This window comes from Cupriavidus taiwanensis (assembly GCF_900250075.1).
In the GTDB taxonomy this organism is placed as follows: Bacteria; Pseudomonadota; Gammaproteobacteria; order Burkholderiales; family Burkholderiaceae; genus Cupriavidus; species Cupriavidus taiwanensis_C.
This window is the reverse complement of record NZ_LT977071.1, coordinates 2137525-2155840: the sequence shown is the minus strand read 5'-3', so window position 1 is coordinate 2155840 and position 18316 is coordinate 2137525. Positions and strand designations below refer to the sequence as shown.

General features: G+C 69.1%; 13 protein-coding genes. 9 read left to right on the top strand and 4 right to left on the bottom strand.

What is annotated here, in order from left to right:
• The first annotated feature begins 152 nt into the window (after positions 1–152).
• Entirely contained in the window at positions 153–1817 is a 1665-nt protein-coding gene (locus CBM2588_RS26055; RefSeq protein ID WP_115683157.1) for an AMP-binding protein, read from the top strand.
• 177 nt (positions 1818–1994) lie between these two features.
• Positions 1995–2726 (top strand): BON domain-containing protein, encoded by a 732-nt coding sequence (locus CBM2588_RS26050; RefSeq protein ID WP_115683156.1) that lies wholly within the window; start codon positions 1995–1997, stop codon positions 2724–2726.
• Between the two features lie 17 nt (positions 2727–2743).
• On the opposite strand, the gene CBM2588_RS26045 is transcribed toward CBM2588_RS26050, so the two are convergent.
• The gene (locus CBM2588_RS26045; protein ID WP_115683155.1) at positions 2744–3847 is read right to left on the bottom strand and encodes a GlxA family transcriptional regulator; all 1104 of its coding nucleotides are present in this window, start codon (positions 3845–3847) and stop codon (positions 2744–2746) included.
• Between the two features lie 182 nt (positions 3848–4029).
• Between CBM2588_RS26045 and CBM2588_RS26040 the strand changes: the two genes are divergently transcribed.
• On the top strand, positions 4030–5289 hold the full coding sequence (locus tag CBM2588_RS26040) for a M20/M25/M40 family metallo-hydrolase (RefSeq protein WP_115683154.1): 1260 nt from the start codon (positions 4030–4032) through the stop codon (positions 5287–5289).
• Between the two features lie 125 nt (positions 5290–5414).
• Positions 5415–5678: a hypothetical protein gene (locus CBM2588_RS26035; protein WP_115683153.1), complete on the top strand. Its 264-nt coding sequence runs from the start codon at positions 5415–5417 to the stop codon at positions 5676–5678.
• A 23-nt stretch (positions 5679–5701) separates the two neighbouring features.
• On the opposite strand, the gene CBM2588_RS26030 is transcribed toward CBM2588_RS26035, so the two are convergent.
• From CBM2588_RS26030 to CBM2588_RS26020, 3 genes are all read right to left on the bottom strand, one after another.
• Entirely contained in the window at positions 5702–7279 is a 1578-nt protein-coding gene (locus CBM2588_RS26030; RefSeq protein ID WP_115683152.1) for a phospholipase D family protein, read from the bottom strand.
• 141 nt (positions 7280–7420) lie between these two features.
• Positions 7421–7993 carry a superoxide dismutase family protein gene (locus CBM2588_RS26025; protein WP_115683151.1) on the bottom strand — a complete coding sequence of 191 codons (573 nt, stop codon included), beginning with the start codon at positions 7991–7993 and terminating at the stop codon, positions 7421–7423.
• Between the two features lie 154 nt (positions 7994–8147).
• Positions 8148–9083 (bottom strand): LysR family transcriptional regulator, encoded by a 936-nt coding sequence (locus tag CBM2588_RS26020; RefSeq protein WP_115683150.1) that lies wholly within the window; start codon positions 9081–9083, stop codon positions 8148–8150.
• Positions 9084–9498: 415 nt separating this feature from the next.
• Here CBM2588_RS26020 and CBM2588_RS26015 point away from each other — a divergent pair, with 415 nt between their 5' ends.
• The 5 genes from CBM2588_RS26015 (at position 9499) to CBM2588_RS31705 (ending at position 18228) form a co-directional block, all read left to right on the top strand.
• A complete protein-coding gene (locus CBM2588_RS26015; RefSeq protein WP_115683736.1) occupies positions 9499–10407 on the top strand; it encodes an alpha/beta hydrolase in 909 nt (302 codons plus the stop codon).
• A gap of 244 nt (positions 10408–10651) precedes the next feature.
• Entirely contained in the window at positions 10652–11893 is a 1242-nt protein-coding gene (locus CBM2588_RS26010) for an efflux RND transporter periplasmic adaptor subunit (protein ID WP_115683149.1), read from the top strand.
• 217 nt (positions 11894–12110) lie between these two features.
• Positions 12111–15296, top strand: a complete 3186-nt coding sequence (locus CBM2588_RS26005; RefSeq protein WP_115683148.1) for an efflux RND transporter permease subunit — start codon at positions 12111–12113, stop codon at positions 15294–15296.
• Positions 15297–15482: 186 nt separating this feature from the next.
• A complete protein-coding gene (locus tag CBM2588_RS26000) occupies positions 15483–17000 on the top strand; it encodes an efflux transporter outer membrane subunit (RefSeq protein ID WP_172581831.1) in 1518 nt (505 codons plus the stop codon).
• A 106-nt stretch (positions 17001–17106) separates the two neighbouring features.
• On the top strand, positions 17107–18228 hold the full coding sequence (locus CBM2588_RS31705; RefSeq protein ID WP_115683146.1) for a YbhB/YbcL family Raf kinase inhibitor-like protein: 1122 nt from the start codon (positions 17107–17109) through the stop codon (positions 18226–18228).
• The last annotated feature ends 88 nt before the right edge of the window (positions 18229–18316 follow it).

The following is an 18316-nucleotide window of genomic DNA, read 5'->3' as shown; positions in this document are numbered from 1 at the left end:
GCATGGCAGGGATGGCAAAAACCGTCAGCCGCGCTGGCGGAAACGGTTATTGCCGGATCGGCGGGCCGTAGCGCACACTCTTGCGGCAGCCGTGGCGCGGCCAACGCGCACGGCCACCGACTACAAGGCACAAGCCGGATCCAGGAGACCCAATGCGCGACTACGCCCAAGCTTTCGACGGATTTTCCTATGACGACGCCGTGGCCCGGCAACTGCACGGCAGCCTGGCGGCAATGAACGCCTGCGTCGAATGCTGCGACCGGCACGCGCAGCCCGGCCGCATTGCGCTGAACTGGGAAGGGCGCAACGGCGACGCGCGCAGTTGGACCTTCGCCGAGCTGCAGGCGCTGTCGGCACAGTTCGCTGGCTTCCTCACGGCGCAGGGCGTGCAGCCGGGCGACCGCGTCGCGGGCCTGCTGCCGCGCAACGCGGAACTGCTGGTGACAATCCTCGGCACGTGGCGCGCCGGGGCCGTGTACCAGCCGCTGTTTACCGCCTTTGGGCCCAAGGCCATCGAACACCGGCTCAATGCGTCGGGGGCAAAGGTGGTGGTCACCGATACGGCCAACCGGCCCAAGCTGGACGAGGTGGGCGGCTGTCCCGCCATCGTCACGGTAACCGGCACCCAAGGGAGCGCGGAGCAACACGCTCTGAGCGCGGGCGACTTCAGCTTCTGGGCCGAACTGGCACGCCAGCCGGCATCGTTCGCACCGGTGATGCGGCGCGGCGACGACCCCTTCCTGATGATGTTCACCTCCGGCACCACCGGCCCGGCCAAGCCGCTGCTGGTGCCGCTCAAGGCCATTGCGGCGTTTGCCGGCTATATGCGCGACGCGGTCGACCTGCGCGACGACGACGCGTTCTGGAACCTGGCCGATCCGGGCTGGGCCTACGGCCTGTACTACGCCGTCACCGGCCCGCTGTCGCTGGGCCATGCCACCACGTTCTACGACGGCCCGTTCACGGTCGACAGCACCTGCCGCGTGATCCGCAAATACGGCATCACCAACCTGGCCGGCTCGCCCACGGCCTACCGGCTGCTGATCGCGGCGGGCGAGGCCGTGTCCGGCCCGCTGCGCGGGCAGCTGCGCGCCGTCAGCAGCGCCGGCGAGCCGCTCAACCCGGAAGTGATCCGCTGGTTCGCCAGCGAGCTGGGCGTCACCATCCACGACCACTATGGCCAGACCGAGCTGGGCATGGTGCTGTGCAACCACCACGCCCTGGCCCACCCGGTGCGCATGGGCGCGGCCGGCTTTGCCAGCCCCGGGCACCGCGTGGTGGTGGTCGACGACGCGCTGCGCGAACTGCCGGCCGGCCAGCCGGGCACGCTGGCGCTGGACCTGAAGCGCTCGCCGATGTGCTGGTTCGGCGGCTACCACGGCACGCCCACCGGCGCCTTTGCCGGCGACTACTACCTGACCGGCGATTCCGCCGAGCTCAACGACGACGGTAGCATCAGCTTTATCGGCCGCGCCGACGACGTCATCACCACCTCCGGCTACCGGGTGGGGCCGTTCGACGTGGAAAGCGCGCTGATCGAGCACCCGGCGGTGGTCGAGGCCGCGGTGATCGGCAAGCCCGACCCCGAGCGCACCGAGCTGATCAAGGCCTTCGCGGTGCTGGACCCGCACCACCAGGGGTCGCCCGAGTTGGCCGAAACGCTGCGCCTGCACGTGCGCCAGCGCCTGGCCGCCCATGCCTACCCGCGCGAGGTCGAGTTCGTCGCCGAACTGCCCAAGACCCCCAGCGGCAAGGTCCAGCGCTTTATCCTGCGCAACCAGGAAGTCGCCCGCGCGCGCGCGGCGGCCGGCGCCTGAGGCCTGCCGGCACGGCGCGCGCGCCGGTGGCGGCAGGGGCCAGCGGCGCACCGCTTCCTATAATGAGGAAGCGGTTGCCGGGTCCCGGGGGTGAAGGAGGCCGCGGCGCCGCTCCCGCGCGCCTGCAGGCAGGGGCGCGCATCCTTCCATCTCCAGACCAACCGGCGAGGCGACAACATGCAGAGTAGCGAAGCGGTGCTGACGCAGGCGCGCGCAGCCCTGGCCCATGTGCCTTATCAGGGCCATGTCCTCCATCCCACCATCCAGTTGCGGCTCTCGGACGGGGCGCTGATCCTCGAAGGCGAGGTGGCCGATATCGTCGACAAGACCCGGGCCGCGGCGACGCTGCGGCGCGTGGACGGCGTCACCAGCGTGATCGACCACCTGCGCGTGGCCAACGGCGGCGCACCGGTTGGCGACGGCGAGCTGCGCGATGCCGTATGCGAGCGCCTGCTCAATGCCGTCGAATTCCACAATTGCAAGATTTGCGCGCGCGTCAAGGGCAAGCCCGAGGCCATGCGCGAACCGGTGAACGAACGCAACGGCTGGATCGAGGTCGCGGTGCAGGACGGCGTGGTGACGCTGTGGGGGCAGGTGATCAGCCTGTCGCACATGCGCCTGGCCGGCGTGCTGGCGTGGTGGTCGCGCGGCTGCCGCTGCGTGGTCAATGAACTGGTGGTGGCGCCCGCCGAGGCCGACCGTGACGATGAAATCACCGAGGCGCTGATGCTGGTGCTCGAGACCGACCCCTTCGTCGATGCCGCCCAGGTCAGCGCGCATACGCAGGACCGCGTGGTCACGCTCGAGGGCTGCGTCAGCAACGAGCGCACGCGCCGCCAGGCCGAGCGCGATGCCTGGTACGTGCAGGGCGTGGAGGACGTGGTCAACCACATCTCGCTGCGTCCCTGAGCGCAGCAAGCGAGCGGCTATCGCTGCGCGCCGCGCTGCGCGGCACGCTTTGCAGCGGTATCTTCCATGCGCCAGTAGCGCCGCCGCGCCCGCAGCGCAAAACGGGCGCGGTAATCCGACATCGACATGCCGGCGGCACGCTGGAACAGCCGGCGGAACGCCGCGGCATCGCTGTAGCCGCAGGCCTCGGCAATGGCATGGGTGCCGTGCAGCGTGACCTCCAGCAACATGCGGGCACGCTCCACGCGCAGCGTGTGCAGGTAGTCCAGCGGCGTCATGCCGGTGACCTGGCGGAAATGCCGCAGCAGCGTGCGTTCGCTGACCGCCGCCGCCTGCGCCACCGCGGCCAGCCGGTAGGGCTCGGACACATGGTCGCGCAGCCATAAGATGGCGCGGTAGACCGGGCTGTCGGCGGTGCGGCCGAGCCAGCGTTGCGACACCAGCGCCGGCACGCTGCGCTGGCGCTCGGGCTGGAACAGCATCAGCCGCGACGCCGCCTGCGCCAGGTCAGGGTCGTGCAGGTGGCCCAGCACGCGCAGCATGAATTCCACCTGCAGCGCGGGCGCCACGCACGAAAACACGTGCCCGTGCACGCTCATGGCCGCGTCGCTGGTCAGATCGCAATGCGGGTACTGGCGCGCCATCCAGCTCTGGAACATCCACGGCGCCCCCACGCTCGCGCCATCCAGCAGCCCCAGCTGCAGCGGCAGCACCATCCCCGACGCGCACGCGGCAATCCAGCCGCCGGCGCGCGCATGGCGCTCCACCAGCCGCAGCGCCGCGGCATCGCGCAGCACCAGTTCGCCCAGCTGCGGCGCATTGCTGGCCAGCAGCGCGGGAATGACCAGCAGCGTGCGGCTGCCCGGCACGCGTGCGCGCCGCGTCGACGATACCAAGCCCGGTAGCTCGGTGGCCAGTGTGCGCCCGTTGGCGCGGCACAGTTGCCAGCTCAGCGTCGGCGCGGCACCGGGGCGCTGCAGGCTGGCCACGCCGGCCACCGTGCGCAGCACGTCGAGCGTGGTGAACAGGCTGCCGGGCATGGCTTGCGGCAGCCAAAGCAGGCGCACGTGCAGCGGGACATTCTGTGACGAGGGCGCGATGGCGGCGGTGGGGGCTGGCATGCCTCGAGGCGTTCGAATGGTTGAAGATGGGCCGGATGCCGAACGCCGTGGCGGGATCGGCATCCGGATTGGCGATATTGAACCTCCCCATAGTGGCTGGCAAGGACTAGCATCGTGCCGTTGTGCCGCGGCGAACGGCCATGATCGCGGCACCGCCAACAACACCACACCGAGGAGATTCCATGCCGTTTTCCGTTCGCCACGTTGCGGTTGCCGCTGCCCTGACGCTTGCCGGGGCCGGCACGCCGGCCATTGCCGCGCAGCCCGATGCCGCGCTGCTGTCCGCAGCGCAGGCCGCGCAGCCCAGGGTCGTGCAGTCGCTCAAGGAGATGGTGTCGATCGAATCCGGCAGCGCCAATGCCAAAGGGCTGGCGCAGATGGCCAGCTATACCGAGAAGCGCCTGCAGGCGCTAGGCGCAAAGGTGGAGCGGCTGCCCGTGACCAAGGGCCCGGGTACCATGGTCAAGGCCACCTTGACCGGCACCGGCAAGCGCCGCGTCATGCTGATTGCCCACCTGGACACCGTGTACCCCGACAACACGCTCGCCACGCAGCCGATCCGCGAGGAAGGCAACCGGCTCTATGGCCCGGGCATCGCCGACGACAAGGGCGGCATCGCGGTGATCCTGCATTCGCTCGAGATCCTGAAGCAGCAGGGCTGGCGCGACTACGCGCAGATCACGGTGCTGTTCAACCCGGACGAGGAGGTCGGCTCGGTCGGTTCGGCCGAAACCATCGCCACGCTGGCGGCGCAGCATGACGTGGTGCTGTCGTGCGAGCCAACCGCGGCCAAGGACGTGGTCAAGGCCGAGGCCCTGCTGCTGGGCGCCTCGGGCACCGCCACCGCTACCATGCAGGTCAAGGGCCGCGCCTCCCACGCCGGCGCCGCGCCCGAGCGCGGCCGCAATGCGCTGATCGAGCTGGCGCACCAGTTGCAGCAGACGCGTGACGCGGCCAGCCTGGTGCCGGGCTCGCAGCTGAACTGGACCCAGGCCCAGGCCGGCACGGTGCGCAACCAGATCCCGGAAAGCGCCGTGGCCTATGGCGACGTGCGCACCACGGCAGCCGGTGCCGCAGAAAAACTGAAGGTGGCGCTGCAGGACAAGGTCAAGTCCAGCCAGCTGGTGCCCGACACCCACACCACGGTGACGATGGAAGAGGGCCGCCCGCCGTTCGTGGCCGACGCGCGCGGCCGCGCGCTGGCCAAGCGCGCGCAGGAAATCTATGCCGAGCTGGACGGCCGCACGCTGGCGCTGGCCGAAGGCACCGGCGGCGCCACCGACGCCAGCTACGCGGCCCGCTCGGGCAAGCCCGCGGTGGTGGAAAGCTTCGGGCTGGCAGGCTTCGGCTACCACGCGCGCGACGAATACATCGAACTGGATTCGATCGTGCCGCGCCTGTACCTGATGACGCGGATTCTGCAGGATATCGGCCGCAACTGAGCCGCCGTTACCGAGCCCGCCCCCGGACTTTCCCCCATCCCGGCAAAGGTCAGCAGCAGGCCTGCTACAGTGTCATGGCCGCCATGCAGGCGGCCATGACAAAAGAGCTTCCGGGGAGACAGCAGATGAATCGCAAAGGCCTGGTCGACGCCGCCATGGCGCTGGAAGACCTGGCGGCCGGCAACGCGCCCGCGCCCGCCCAGGTGGCGGCGGGGGCCGCCGCTCTGGAGAAGATCCACGCCGATTTCCCCGCCTGGCGCGACGTGGGCGATGCACTGTTCGGCCTGAAGGCGCTGGCCGGCGGCAGCGGCATGGGGCTGGACGAGAAGGGGCGCCAGCGCGCCGGCCGGCTGGCCGATGTAGTACGCAGCCTGATCGACCAGATCTGATCGCCGGGCCCGCGGGGCCACTCCTACAGCATCGACTCGATCGGCAGGATCGACAGGAACCAGATGCCGAGACGGCGCCACCAGCTGGTGTTGGGCTCGGTATCGTGGCGGATCACTTCATCGCCGCGCCGTTCCAGCCAGTACAGCTGGCCGGTCTCGTCCAGCCTGACCTGATAGGCCGCTTGCGGGACCACGCTGGCGAAGGTGGATTCGATCCGGCCCGCCAGCGCGGGGCTGTCGATGATAAAGCCGAGTTCGGTGTTGAGCATGGCCGAACGCGGATCGAAATTGAACGAACCCACGAAGACCCGGCTGCCGTCGACCGCGAAGGTCTTGGCGTGCAAGCTGGAGCCCGAGCTGCCGAAGGGGCCGGCGCGCTCTTCCTTCTTGGGCGGCGCGGCCGCGCGCCGGAGTTCGTACAGGTCCACGCCGGCCTCGAGCAGGGCCTTGCGCCGCTTGGCATAGCCCGAATGCACGGCGGCCACGTCGGTGGCCTCGAGCGCATTGGTCAGCACGCGTACCGCGACGCCGCGCCTGGCCATGTCGGTGAAAAAAGAGGTGCCGCCGCTCGAGGGCACGAAGTAGGGCGAGACCAGGTCGAGCTCGCGCTGCGGCTCGCCCAGGATCTCGCGCAGCTGATGCGCCACCAGCGTGCGGCGCGAGGCTTCGCCCAGCGCCTTGGCGGGGTTGTCGCTGACCATGCGGGTGCTTGCCCACTGGAATTGCAGCGTGCCGTCCAGCATCCGCTGCACGTCGGGCAGTTCGCGCACCGCGGCCAGGTAGGCCGTCGCCGCTGGATTGCGCTCGACCTCGCGGGCGTGCTCGGCCAGCGCCTGCAGCCGTTCCACGCTGACCGGCGGCAGCAGACGGTCGACCGGGTAGGCCGAGGCGCTGGACCAGTAGCGGTCGAAATCCTGCGCCACCTCGCCGGCCGCGGGGCCGACGGCAATCACGTCGAGGTCGGCGAACAGCACGTCGTTGGTGGCGCCAAAGTACTCGTCGCCGACATTGCGCCCGCCGATGATGGTGGCAACGCCGTCGGCGGTGAACGACTTGTTGTGCATGCGCCGGTTCAGGCGCCGGAAATCCGTCAGGAAATTCAGTGCCTTGGGGTGGCGGATCACGAACGGGTTGAAGAGGCGCACTTCGACCTGCGGGTGCGCGTCCATCGCGGCCAGCAGTTCGTCCATGCCGGCAATGCCGTTGTCATCGAGCAGCAGGCGCACGCGCACGCCGCGATCGGCGGCCTCGTGCAAGGCCTCGAGCAGCAGCGTGCCGGTCAGGTCGTCGCGCCAGATGTAGTACTGCACGTCGAGCGTGCGCTGCGCGGTGCGCGCCAGCTGCACGCGCGCGGCAAAGGCGGCGTAGGCGTTCTGCAGCGGATGGATGCCGCTCAGCCCCGGGTGGCGCGCCACTTCGCCGGCCAGCGCCTGGCCCAGCCGCGTGGCCTGGGCTTCGGCCGGCGTCAGCGCAGAGGATTCGGTGCGGGGATTCAGCGGCGGCAGTGCGCAGCCGCCGAGCAGGGCGGCGCAGCACAGCATCAGCGAACCGGCGCCCAGGCGGCGGTGGGGGACGAATGCGGCGTCGGTCGGCAATGGCATGGGGCGTCGGGACGGCCCCTTTGCGGAGCCCTATGGTTGCGGCGATGGCGCCATGTTGCCATGCCGCGCCGCGGGCGTGGCGGTTCGGGCAGCCCGGCGAGCCCGGACACATCTGGTCCAGGCCCGCTGACCGCAGGGCGCTCAGGACGCCGCCACCACGCCGCAGGCAATGCGGCCGCCGGCATTGCCGGTGGGCTGCGTCTTGTAGTCGTCCGGATCCTTGTGCACCACGACCGCGCGGCCGATCACGCTGTTGGCGCCGGTGCCTACCGACAGCGACGGCAGCAGCATGCTGACGCGCACGTTGCCGCTGGCATCGGCGGTGATGTTGTTCATGTCGCCAGCATGGTGGTCCGGCATGGTCATCTGCCCGTGGGGCTTGCCGGTCGGGTTGAAATGCCCGCCCGCGCTCATTGCGTCAGGCGCGGAGCAGTCGCCTTTCTCGTGGACGTGGAAGCCGTGGACCGAATTGGGCGGCAGCCCGGTAATCGCGGCGGTCATCATCACGCCACCGGGCTGCTGCTGGAAGGTGACGGTGCCCGCGGTGTTGGAGCCGCTCTTGGGCTGCAGCGTGGCCGACGCCCTGGCACCGCTGGTGGCGCCGGTGGCGGACGGCTGGGCCGCGGACGACGAAGGCATGCCGGAGCCGGCGCAACCGGCCAGTGCCATGGTTGCGGCAATGCACGCCGCCAGGGGGAGGAGCACTTGTTTCATCGGAATCCTCTTCTTGTCGTGATTTCGGAAGAAACAGTATAGGTCGGCGGCTGCTGAACGGATTTCCGGTTTTGTCCTACATGCCGCCTGGCATACGCGCCGCTGGCGGATCGCGCCAGCGCAGGTTAGTCGCGCAGGTCGGCCATGCAACCATTCAGGCCGCCACGGGCAGCGGCTGCTGTGCCGCACCAAAATGCGGATGGCGCGAGAACAGCTCCGCGGCCCAGTTCACGAACACCCGCACCTTGGCCGACAGGTGCCGGTTCTGCGGATACATCGCCGAGATCGGCAGCTCATCGGTCTGCCAGTCGGCCAGGATTTCCACCAGCCTGCCGCTGGCCACATAGGGCTCGGCCATGGCGCGCGAGATGCGGGCGATGCCGTGGCCTTCCAGCGCGCAGCCAAGATAGACATCCGCGTCGTTGGTCGAAATGGCGGAGGGCAGCAGCACCTCGCCGCGCTCCGTGCCTCGCGCCAGCGGCCAGGGCATTTCCCGGCCGGTGCGGTTGGAGAGGAAATTGACGGCCTTGTGCTGCGCCAGCTCGGCCAGGTCATGCGGGGTGCCGGCGCGGTTCAGGTAGATCGGCGACGCGTAGAACGCCAGCTGCACGTGGCCGATGCGGCGGGCCACCATGGCTTCATCCAGCGGTATGCCGACGCGCAGCACCACGTCGACGCCTTCCTGCAGCAGGTCGATCGGCTTGCCGTTGATGGTCAGTTCCAGCTTCAGGTCCGGATAGGCCTGGAAGAATTCATGCAGGTGCGGCACCAGCACCAGTTGCGCCAGCCCGGCGGTGGTGTCGACCGACAGCGTGCCGCGTGGCGAGTTGTTCTGGCGCGTCAGCGACTGCTCGGCCTCCTCGACATCGGCCAGGATGCGCACGCACCGTTCGTAGTACGCGGCGCCATCGTTGGTCACGCTGATGCGGCGCGTGGTCCGGTGCAGCAGCTTCACGCCGAGGTGGGTTTCCAGGTTCTGGATCAGGCGGGTCAGCGTGGCCTTGGGCAGGTCCATCGACTCGGCGGCACGCGCAAAGCTGCCGACGTCGACGACCCGGGTGAATGCCTGCATTGATACGAGACGGTCCATGATGAGGTTCCGACGATAGATCCGAACGGCGTGCCGCCCGCGCTCGTGGCGCACGCGGCCTGTTGTTGTTGTGATGGGGAGTCTGCCGGCTGCTGGCACTGGAGGCGCGCTGGCTGGGCGCGATGCCGGCCTGAATTCAGTCAGGCGTCCGGCGCCGCGGGGAGTCCACCCACGGGCCGGGCGCGCAACGGCCTGGCCAACCGCCGCGCGTGCCGAGAGCGGGAGTGAATCACAAAATCCAAGACCTTGTCATGCGTGGGGATTTCGGTTTTCAGACGCATGACAGGCCGGTTTGCGATTATTCCAATCCCGGAACAGTGCATTGGCGATCTCTCGCTTTATCCCATCCTCGTCAATCACCATAATCCGTTGCATCGCAACACTCAAGCGCATTGTCATGTCGTGCGCCGATGCCATGTCACAGAAGCCAGGCCAACGCTCCGCAGCCGCCAGCGCCGCCACTGCCCCCGCGGCAGCCGGGCCGGGACAGGCGCGCGTGGCCGAGCACACGGTGACCAGCGACGGCCGCGAGATCCTGGTGCGGGTGTGCTATCCGCCGGGCTACCCGGCACCGGGCCTCGACAGCGCCGCGCTGCTGCCCTGGCTGGTGTACCTGCACGCCGGCGGCTTCGTCGACGGCGGCCTGGAGCATGCCTGCCACCTGGTGCAGGACCTGGCCACGACGGTGCCCGCGGTGGTGGTTACGCCGGCGTATTCGCTGGCGCCCGACCACCCGTTCCCGGCGGCGCCCGAGGATGCGCACAGCACCGTGCAGTGGGTATTGCGCAATGCCCGGCGCCTGAAGGTGGACAAGACCCGCTTCGCGCTGGTGGGCGAGGAAGCCGGCGGCAACCTGGCGATCGCGCTGGCGCAGATGCTGCGCGACCGCGGCACCGCCCAGCCGCGCGGCCAGTGGCTGATCCGGCCGGTGACCGACCCGTGCCTGCAGCATGCCTCCTGCGCTGGGTTTGGCGGCGGCACGGTGCCGATGGAAACGCTGCGCCGGCTGGCGGACAACTATCGCGATTACCTGCCGACGCCGGCTGATACGGTGCATCCGTATGCGGCGCCGGCACTGGCCTCGCGCCTGGCCGGGCTGCCGCCCACGCTGGTGCAGGTGGCCGAACACGACGCGCTGCGTGCCGAAGGCGAAGCCTTCGCCGGGCGCCTGGGCAAGGCCGGTGTGCCGGCCCAAGCCATGATCATGCCCGGCGCCTGCGGCGACGGCGTGGAAGAGGCCCATGACAGCTGTCAGGCATGGGTCGACGAAGGGGCGCGGTTCCTGCGGCGATGTCTGGCCGTGGCCGACGCTACCTCACCTTGACTGAACGCTGCGCTGGCGCCAACGCCAGCCGGCCTGGAGCCAAGCCCGCCGGCTGAGCCGCTCCAGACAACCGCCAGCCGGCTCTGTTTCGGCCAGAGCCAGGACCGCGGCGCGCCGTGATGCGCGCGGTCCCAAGTCCGACCATCAGTTTGACCATGGTTCCGATCCGCCCGCGCGGACCGGCAGGCGGCGTTCGGCCATTTGCTTTTCCGGTTGAAGAAAACCCGATCCAGGAGTTTGAGAAATGCAGCAGCAGAAGCGACGTACCCTGATTGCCCTCGCCATCGTCGTGGTGCTCGGTGCCGGCGTGGCCGGTTCGATCCTGCGCCCGTGGCACAGCGGCGAAGCCCACGCCAACACGCCGCCGCCGGCACCGGCCATCGAGGTGGCCGCGGTGGTCGGGCAGACCATCACCGAGTGGGATGAATTCTCCGGCCGCCTGGAAGCGGTGGACCGGGTGGAAATCCGCCCGCGCGTCGGCGGCACCATCGACGCCGTGCACTTCCGCGAAGGCGCGCTGGTGAAGAAGGGCGATCCGCTCTTCACCATCGACCCGCGGCCTTATGCCGCGGAAGTGGCACGCGCCGAGGCCGCGCTGGCTGCGGCGCAGGTGCGTGCGGCGCATGCCAAGAGCGAAGGCGAACGCGCGCAGCGCCTGCTGGACGACAACGCCATCTCGCGGCGCGAGTTCGACGAGCGCATCCATGCCGCGCGCGAAACCGGCGCCAACGTGCGCGCCGCCCAGGCCCAGCTGGAAACCGCGCGCCTGAACCTGGCCTACACCCGCATCACCGCGCCGGTGTCCGGCCGCGTGTCGCGCGCCGAGATCACGGTGGGCAACCTGGTGGCGCCCGGCGCGGCGACGCCGCCGCTGACCACGGTGGTGTCGGTGTCGCCGATCTACGCCAGCTTCGAGATCGACGAGCAGAGCTATTTGCGCTACACCGCTCCCGGTGCCGGTGGCGGGCAGGCCAACCTGCCGGTCTACCTCGGCCTGGCCAACGAAGACGGCCATCCGCACCAGGGCAAGATCCAGTCGGTCGACAACCGGCTCGATACGCGCAGCGGCACCATCCGCGTGCGCGCGGTGTTCGACAACGACGACGGCCGCCTGCTGCCGGGCCTGTACGCCAAGGTCAAGATGGGCGGCGGCGCGCCGCATGCGGCGGTGCTGGTCAACGACCGGTCGGTCGGCACCGACCAGGGCAAGAAGTTCGTGCTGGTGGTCGACAAGGCCAACAAGCTGGTCTACCGCGAAGTCGAACTCGGGCCCAACTATGAAGGCCTGCGTGTGGTCCGCAAGGGGCTGAAGCCGGGCGAGAACATCGTGGTCAATGGCCTGCAGCGCGTGCGGCCGGGCGACACGGTGCAGCCCAAGGTGGTGGCCATGGCCTACCGCAGCGAACTGGAGCCGCGCCCGGCGGCGCCTGACCGCAAGCAGGCCGCGAGCGAGAAGGGCGATGCGGACGTGAAGCCGGTGAGTTGAGCGCCATGAACGCTTGCTGAGGGTTTGCTCCCCGTCCCCGTGAGGGGAGAGGGAGTACCAGCCCAGACAAGCCCGGGCGGCGTTGGAGCATCCATAACCGCCGGCCTTGCTTGATGTGGCGTGTTGCCAGCGCCCCTAGTTTTGCATCGCTCCCCAGGCAGTTGATGGTGCCCGCCACAAGCGGGCCGCCAGGGGGGCGCTTTTAGCAGAGACCAACATGAATCTCTCGAAATTCTTTATCGACCGCCCCATCTTCGCGGGGGTGCTGTCGGTGCTGATCTTCCTGATCGGTGCCATCTCGATGTTCAAGCTGCCGATCTCGGAGTACCCGGAAGTGGTGCCGCCGTCGGTGGTGGTGCGCGCGCAGTATCCGGGCGCCAACCCCAAGGTGATCGCCGAAACCGTGGCGTCGCCGCTGGAGGAGCAGATCAACGGCGTCGAGGACATGCTGTACATGTCGTCGCAGTCCAACAGCGACGGCCTGCTCACGCTGACCGTGACCTTCAAGCTGGGCACCGACCCCGACAAGGCGCAGCAGCTGGTGCAGAACCGCGTCTCGCAGGCCGAGCCGCGCCTGCCGGAAGACGTGCGGCGGCTTGGCATCACCACGGTCAAGAGCTCGCCCGACCTGACCATGGTGGTCCACCTGGTCTCGCCCAACGACCGCTATGACATGACCTACCTGCGCAATTACGCGGTGATCAACGTCAAGGACCGGCTGGCGCGCTTGCAGGGCGTGGGCCAGGTGCAGCTGTTCGGCTCGGGCGACTACGCCATGCGCGTGTGGCTCAACCCGGAAAAGATGGCCGAGCGCCAGCTTGCCACCGGCGACGTGATCAAGGCCATCCGCGAGCAGAACGTGCAGGTGGCGGCCGGCGTGATCGGCCAGTCGCCGTCGCTGCCGGGCGCGGACCTGCAGCTGTCGGTCAATGCGCAGGGCCGCCTGAGCACGGTGGAAGAGTTCGGCGATATCGTCGTGCGCACCTCCGCCGACGGCGCCGTGACCTACCTGAAGGACGTCGCCCGGATCGAGCTGGGCGCGTCGGAATACGCCTTGCGCTCGCTGCTGGACAACAAGCCCGCGGTGGCGATTCCCATCTTCCAGGCGCCTGGTTCCAACGCCATCCAGATCTCGGATGACGTGCGCAAGACCATGGAAGAACTGAAGCAGAACTTCCCCGACGGCATCGACTACAGCATCGTCTATGACCCGACGCAGTTCGTGCGCCACTCGATCGAGGCGGTGACGCACACGCTGTTCGAGGCGATCGCGCTGGTGGTGCTGGTGGTGATCCTGTTCCTGCAGACCTGGCGCGCGTCGATCATCCCGCTGCTGGCGGTGCCGGTGTCGATCGTCGGTACCTTCGGGCTGATGCACCTGTTCGGCTTCTCGATCAATGCGCTGTCGCTGTTCGGGCTGGTGCTGGCGATCGGCATCGTGGTCGATGACGCGATCGTGGTGGTGGAGAACGTCGAGCGCAATATCGAGGAAGGGCTGACGCCGAAGGAGGCCACCTACAAGGCCATGCGCGAGGTCAGCGGCCCCATCATCGCCATTGCGCTGACGCTGATCGCCGTGTTCGTGCCGCTGGCCTTCATGACCGGCCTGACCGGGCAGTTCTACAAGCAGTTCGCGCTGACCATCTCGATCTCGACCATCATCTCGGCGTTCAACTCGCTGACACTGTCGCCGGCGCTGTCGGCGCTGCTGCTCAAGAGCCACGACGCGCCCAAGGACTGGCTGTCGCGCTGGATGGACCGCGTCTTCGGCGGTTTCTTCAAGCGCTTCAACAAGTTCTTCGGCCGCAGCGCCGAGAGCTACGGTCGCGGCGTGAAGGGCGTGATCCGCCGCAAGGGCTCGGTGTTCGGCGTGTACGCGGTGATGCTGGCGCTGACCTGGGGTGTGTTCCAGCTGGTGCCCAAGGGCTTCGTGCCGGCGCAGGACAAGCAGTACCTGGTGGGCTTTGCCAAGCTGCCTGACGGCGCCACGCTGGACCGCACCGAAGACGTGATCCGCAAGATGAGCGACATCGCGCTCAAGCATCCGGGCGTGGAATCGGCGGTGGCCTTCCCGGGCCTGTCGATCAACGGCTTCACCAACAGCCCGAGCGCCGGCATCGTGTTCGCCACGCTCAAGCCGTTCGAGGACCGCAAGAGCGCCGAGCTGGGTGGCGCGGCCATCGCGGCCGAGCTGAACCAGAAGTACGCGGCGATCCAGGATGCCTTTATCGCGGTGTTCCCGCCGCCGCCCGTGCAGGGCCTGGGCACCATCGGCGGCTTCAAGCTGATGATCGAGGACCGTGCCGCGCTGGGCTATGAGGCGCTGTTCGAAGCCACCAACGCATTCGCCAACAAGGCGCGCGCCACGCCTGAGCTGAGCGGCATCTTCAGCAACTACCAGGTCAACGTGCCGCAGCTCGACGTCAGGCTGGACCGCGTCAAGGCCAAGCAGCTGGGCGTGCCGGTGACGGATGTGTTCGACACGCTGCAGACCTACCTGGGCTCGGCGTACGTCAATGATTTCAACAAGTTCGGCCGGACCTACCAGGTCAAGGTGCAGGCCGACGCACCGTTCCGCGCCCATGCCGAGGACATCCTGCAACTGAAGACGCGCAACGCCGCCGGCGACATGGTGCCGCTGTCGTCGCTGGTGCAGGTCAAGCAGGGCTTCGGTCCGGACAGCGTGGTGCGCTACAACGGCTTTACCGCCGCCGACATGAACGGCGGGCCCGCGCCCGGCTTCTCGTCGGGCCAGGCACAGGCCGCCGCCGAGCGCATCGCCGCCGAAACGTTGCCGAAGGGCATCAAGTTCGAATGGACCGAGCTGACCTACCAGGACATCCTGGCGGGCAATGCGGGGATCTGGATCTTCCCGCTGTGCGTGCTGCTGGTGTTCCTGGTGCTGGCTGCCCAGTACGAGAGCCTGACGCTGCCGCTGGCGGTGATCCTGATCGTGCCGATGAGCCTGCTGGCGGCAATGACCGGGGTGTGGCTGACGCAGGGCGACAACAACATCTTCACGCAGATCGGCTTCATCGTGCTGGTCGGCTTGTCAGCGAAGAACGCGATCCTGATCGTCGAGTTTGCGCGCGAGCTGGAGCACCACGGCCGCACCGTGGTGCAGGCCGCGATCGAGGCCAGCCGCCTGCGCCTGCGTCCGATCCTGATGACATCGTTCGCGTTCATCATGGGCGTGGTGCCGCTGGTGGTCTCCACCGGCGCCGGCGCCGAGATGCGTCATGCAATGGGTGTGGCGGTGTTCGCCGGCATGCTTGGCGTGACCTTCTTCGGGCTGTTCCTGACGCCGGTGTTCTACGTGGCGCTGCGGCTGCTGGCAACGCGCGGCCAGCGGCGCAAGTCGTCGGCGTCGGTGGAACACCAGGCGATGGCGTCCGCAGAATAGCGCTTGTTTGCTCCCCTCTCCCTCTGGGAGAGGGGCGGGGGAGAGGGCAGGCGCTTGCAGTACTGACGCGCTTCACTTCGTCATACAAGCCGACCCTCTCCCCCAACCCCTCTCCCGCAAGCGGGAGAGGGGAGCTACCTCGGCGGCGTTGATACCGCCAGAGCACAGAACAGTCAAGGAATGAACATGATTGCCCAGATCTCAAGGCAGCTGCCCCGAATCGCCACGCTGGCCGCCGCGCTGGTGCTGGCCGGCTGCTCGCTCGCGCCAACCTACAAGGTGCCGGAGACGGCCACCGTGCCGGCCTTCAAGGAAGCCGAGGCCGCCCAGGCCGAAGGCGCGCAATGGAAGACCGCGACGCCGGCCGAGGGCCTGCACCGCGGCGAATGGTGGAAGATCTTCGGCGACGCCGAACTGGACCGCCTGATCGCTGCCGCCGGTGAATCCAACCAGGATCTCGCCATCGCCGCGGCGCGCCTGAAGCAGGCGCGCGCCTTCACCGGCGCCACCGAGGCGGACCTTTACCCGCAGCTCAGCGTGGGGCTGGACCCCACCCGCTCGCAGCCGTCGGCGGCGTCGCAGGGCCTGCCCGACGGCACCCGCGTGCCGCCGCAAACGGTGCTGAAGGCGCGTGCCTTTGCCAGCTATGAGCTGGACTTGTTCGGCCGCGTCGCGTCGAGCGTCAACGCTGCCCGCGCCGACGGCCAAGCCGCGGAAGACCTGTACCGCTCGGTGCAGCTGGCACTGCAGGCCGACGTGGCCCAGGCGTATTTCGCGCTGCGCACGCTGGACAGCGAGCGCAACCTGCTCAACGCCACCATCAAGCTGCGCGAGGATGCGCTGTCGCTGCTGAAGAAGCGCTATGACGCCGGGGAAACCACCGACCTCGATCCGGCGCGTGCCGAAGCGGAACTTGGGACCGCGCGTGCCGACCTGGCTGGCATCGAGCGCCGCCGCGCCAACCAGGAGCATGCCCTGGCGGTGCTGACCGGCGTGCCGCCGGCGGCGTTCTCGCTGCCGGCGAGGCCGTTCGATGCCGCGCCGGTGGCGGTCCCCGCCGGGCTGCCGTCCGAGCTGCTGGAGCGGCGCCCGGACATCGCCGCGGCGGAGCGCCAGATGGCAGCGGCCAACGCGCGCATCGGCGTGGCCAAGGCCGCGTTTTTTCCGCGCATCACGCTGACGGGGCTGTTCGGCTTTGAATCGGCCGACCTGTCCAACCTGTTCAAGTGGTCCTCGCGCACCTGGATGCTGGGCCCGCTGATCGGATCCAGCATCGCGCAGACCGTGTTCGACGGTGGCCGCAACAGCGCCAACCTGGCCGGCGCCCGTGCCGCTCACGAGGAAGCGGTGGCGAGCTACCGCCAGACCGTGCTGGTGGCCTTCCGCGAGGTGGAAGACAGCCTCGCGGACGTGCGCTGGCTCAGCCAGCAGGCCGGCGCGCTGGACAGCGCACTCGGCGGCGCCAGGCGCGCGGCGCGCATCTCGCGCAGCCGTTACGATGCTGGCGCGGTCGACTACCTGACGGTGATCGATGCCGACCGCACCGTGCTGCAGTCGCAGCGCGAGGCCAACCAGGTTGCCGGCCTGCGCGCGGCCGCCACGGTTTCGCTGGTGCGTCGCCTGGGCGGAGGCTGGGGACCGCTGCCGGCATCCGTGGCCGCGGCGCCTGCGGCCGAGGGCGCCGCCGCCCCGGTGGCGCGCTGAGCCACGCACGGGACTGGCGCGATGCCGGGCAGTCACTACACTGTAAGCATCGCGCCATGCGCCAGGGATGCACGGGTGCGTCCCGGTTGCGTCCGGTCCCGCTGCCATGCTTGTCCGACACAGGAAACTGCTCTGGGGTTTCGTCTTCGCCGCGGCCACGGTGGGCGCGCTGCTGGCACCGCTGCCGGGGCTGGACCGCACCGCCATCCATGACGAGGTAGTGATCGCGCGCCCGCTGGCGCTGGTCTTCGATTTTGTCGCGACCCCGCGGCACTGGCCCGCCTGGCATCCGGCCTCGCTCGGCGTGGCGGGCGCCACCGACCATCCGCTGGAGCGCGGCGAGCGCGTCGCCGAAACGTTCATGCTGGCGCGCCGCGGCGGCGTGGTGGTCTGGACGGTGATCGAAAGCCAGCGGCCGCGCATGTGGTCGATCGAGGGCGTGGCCGCGGGGCGCCGCGTCGGCACCATCACCTACCGGCTGACGCCCGCCATCCCCCCCTCGCTGACGCCGGCGGCCGAACGCACGCGCTTCGAGCGCGAATTCCACTACCGTTCGCCGACGTTGCTGTTTGCGCTGATCAATCGCCTGATGCTGCGCGACCAGTTGCAGGCCGAGTCCACCGAAGCGGTGCGCCGGCTCAAGGCGCTGCTCGAGGCCGAGCCGCCGCCATCGCAGCGCGGCGCCTTGCGCGCGGCACCGATCCGGCCTAAGTTGGAGCCATTGCGCATTGCCTCCAGGGAGGCCCGTATGCCGTTCCAGCTGCAATCGACTGCATTTGCCCCGGGCGGCGCGATCCCGGCCCTGCACACCTGCGAGGGCGCCGATATCTCTCCGCCGCTGGCCTGGAGCGGCCTGCCGCCCGGCACGGCAAGCCTGGCGCTGATCGTCGACGACCCGGACGCGCCCGACCCGGCCGCGCCGAAGATGACCTGGGTCCACTGGGTGCTCTACAACCTGCCGGCCGACACCGCCGCGCTTCCCGCCGACATCGCCAGGGCGGGGCTCCCGGCTGGCACGCGCGAAGGGCTCAACGACTGGCACCGCGCGGGCTACGGCGGCCCGTGTCCGCCGGTCGGCCGGCACCGCTATGTCTTCAAGCTCTATGCCCTGGATGTGGCACTGCCCGACATCGGCAAGCCGGACAAGGCCGCCCTGGAGCGATCGATGCAAAGCCACGTGCTGGCCAAGGCGGAACTGATCGGCACTTACCAGAAGTCACGCCCGTAGGCGGCGCGCCCGGGGCCCACCCAGCCCTCGCGTTTGGCGATATTGCACAATACCGGCTTTGCAGATCTTGCATCGACCGGAGATACCG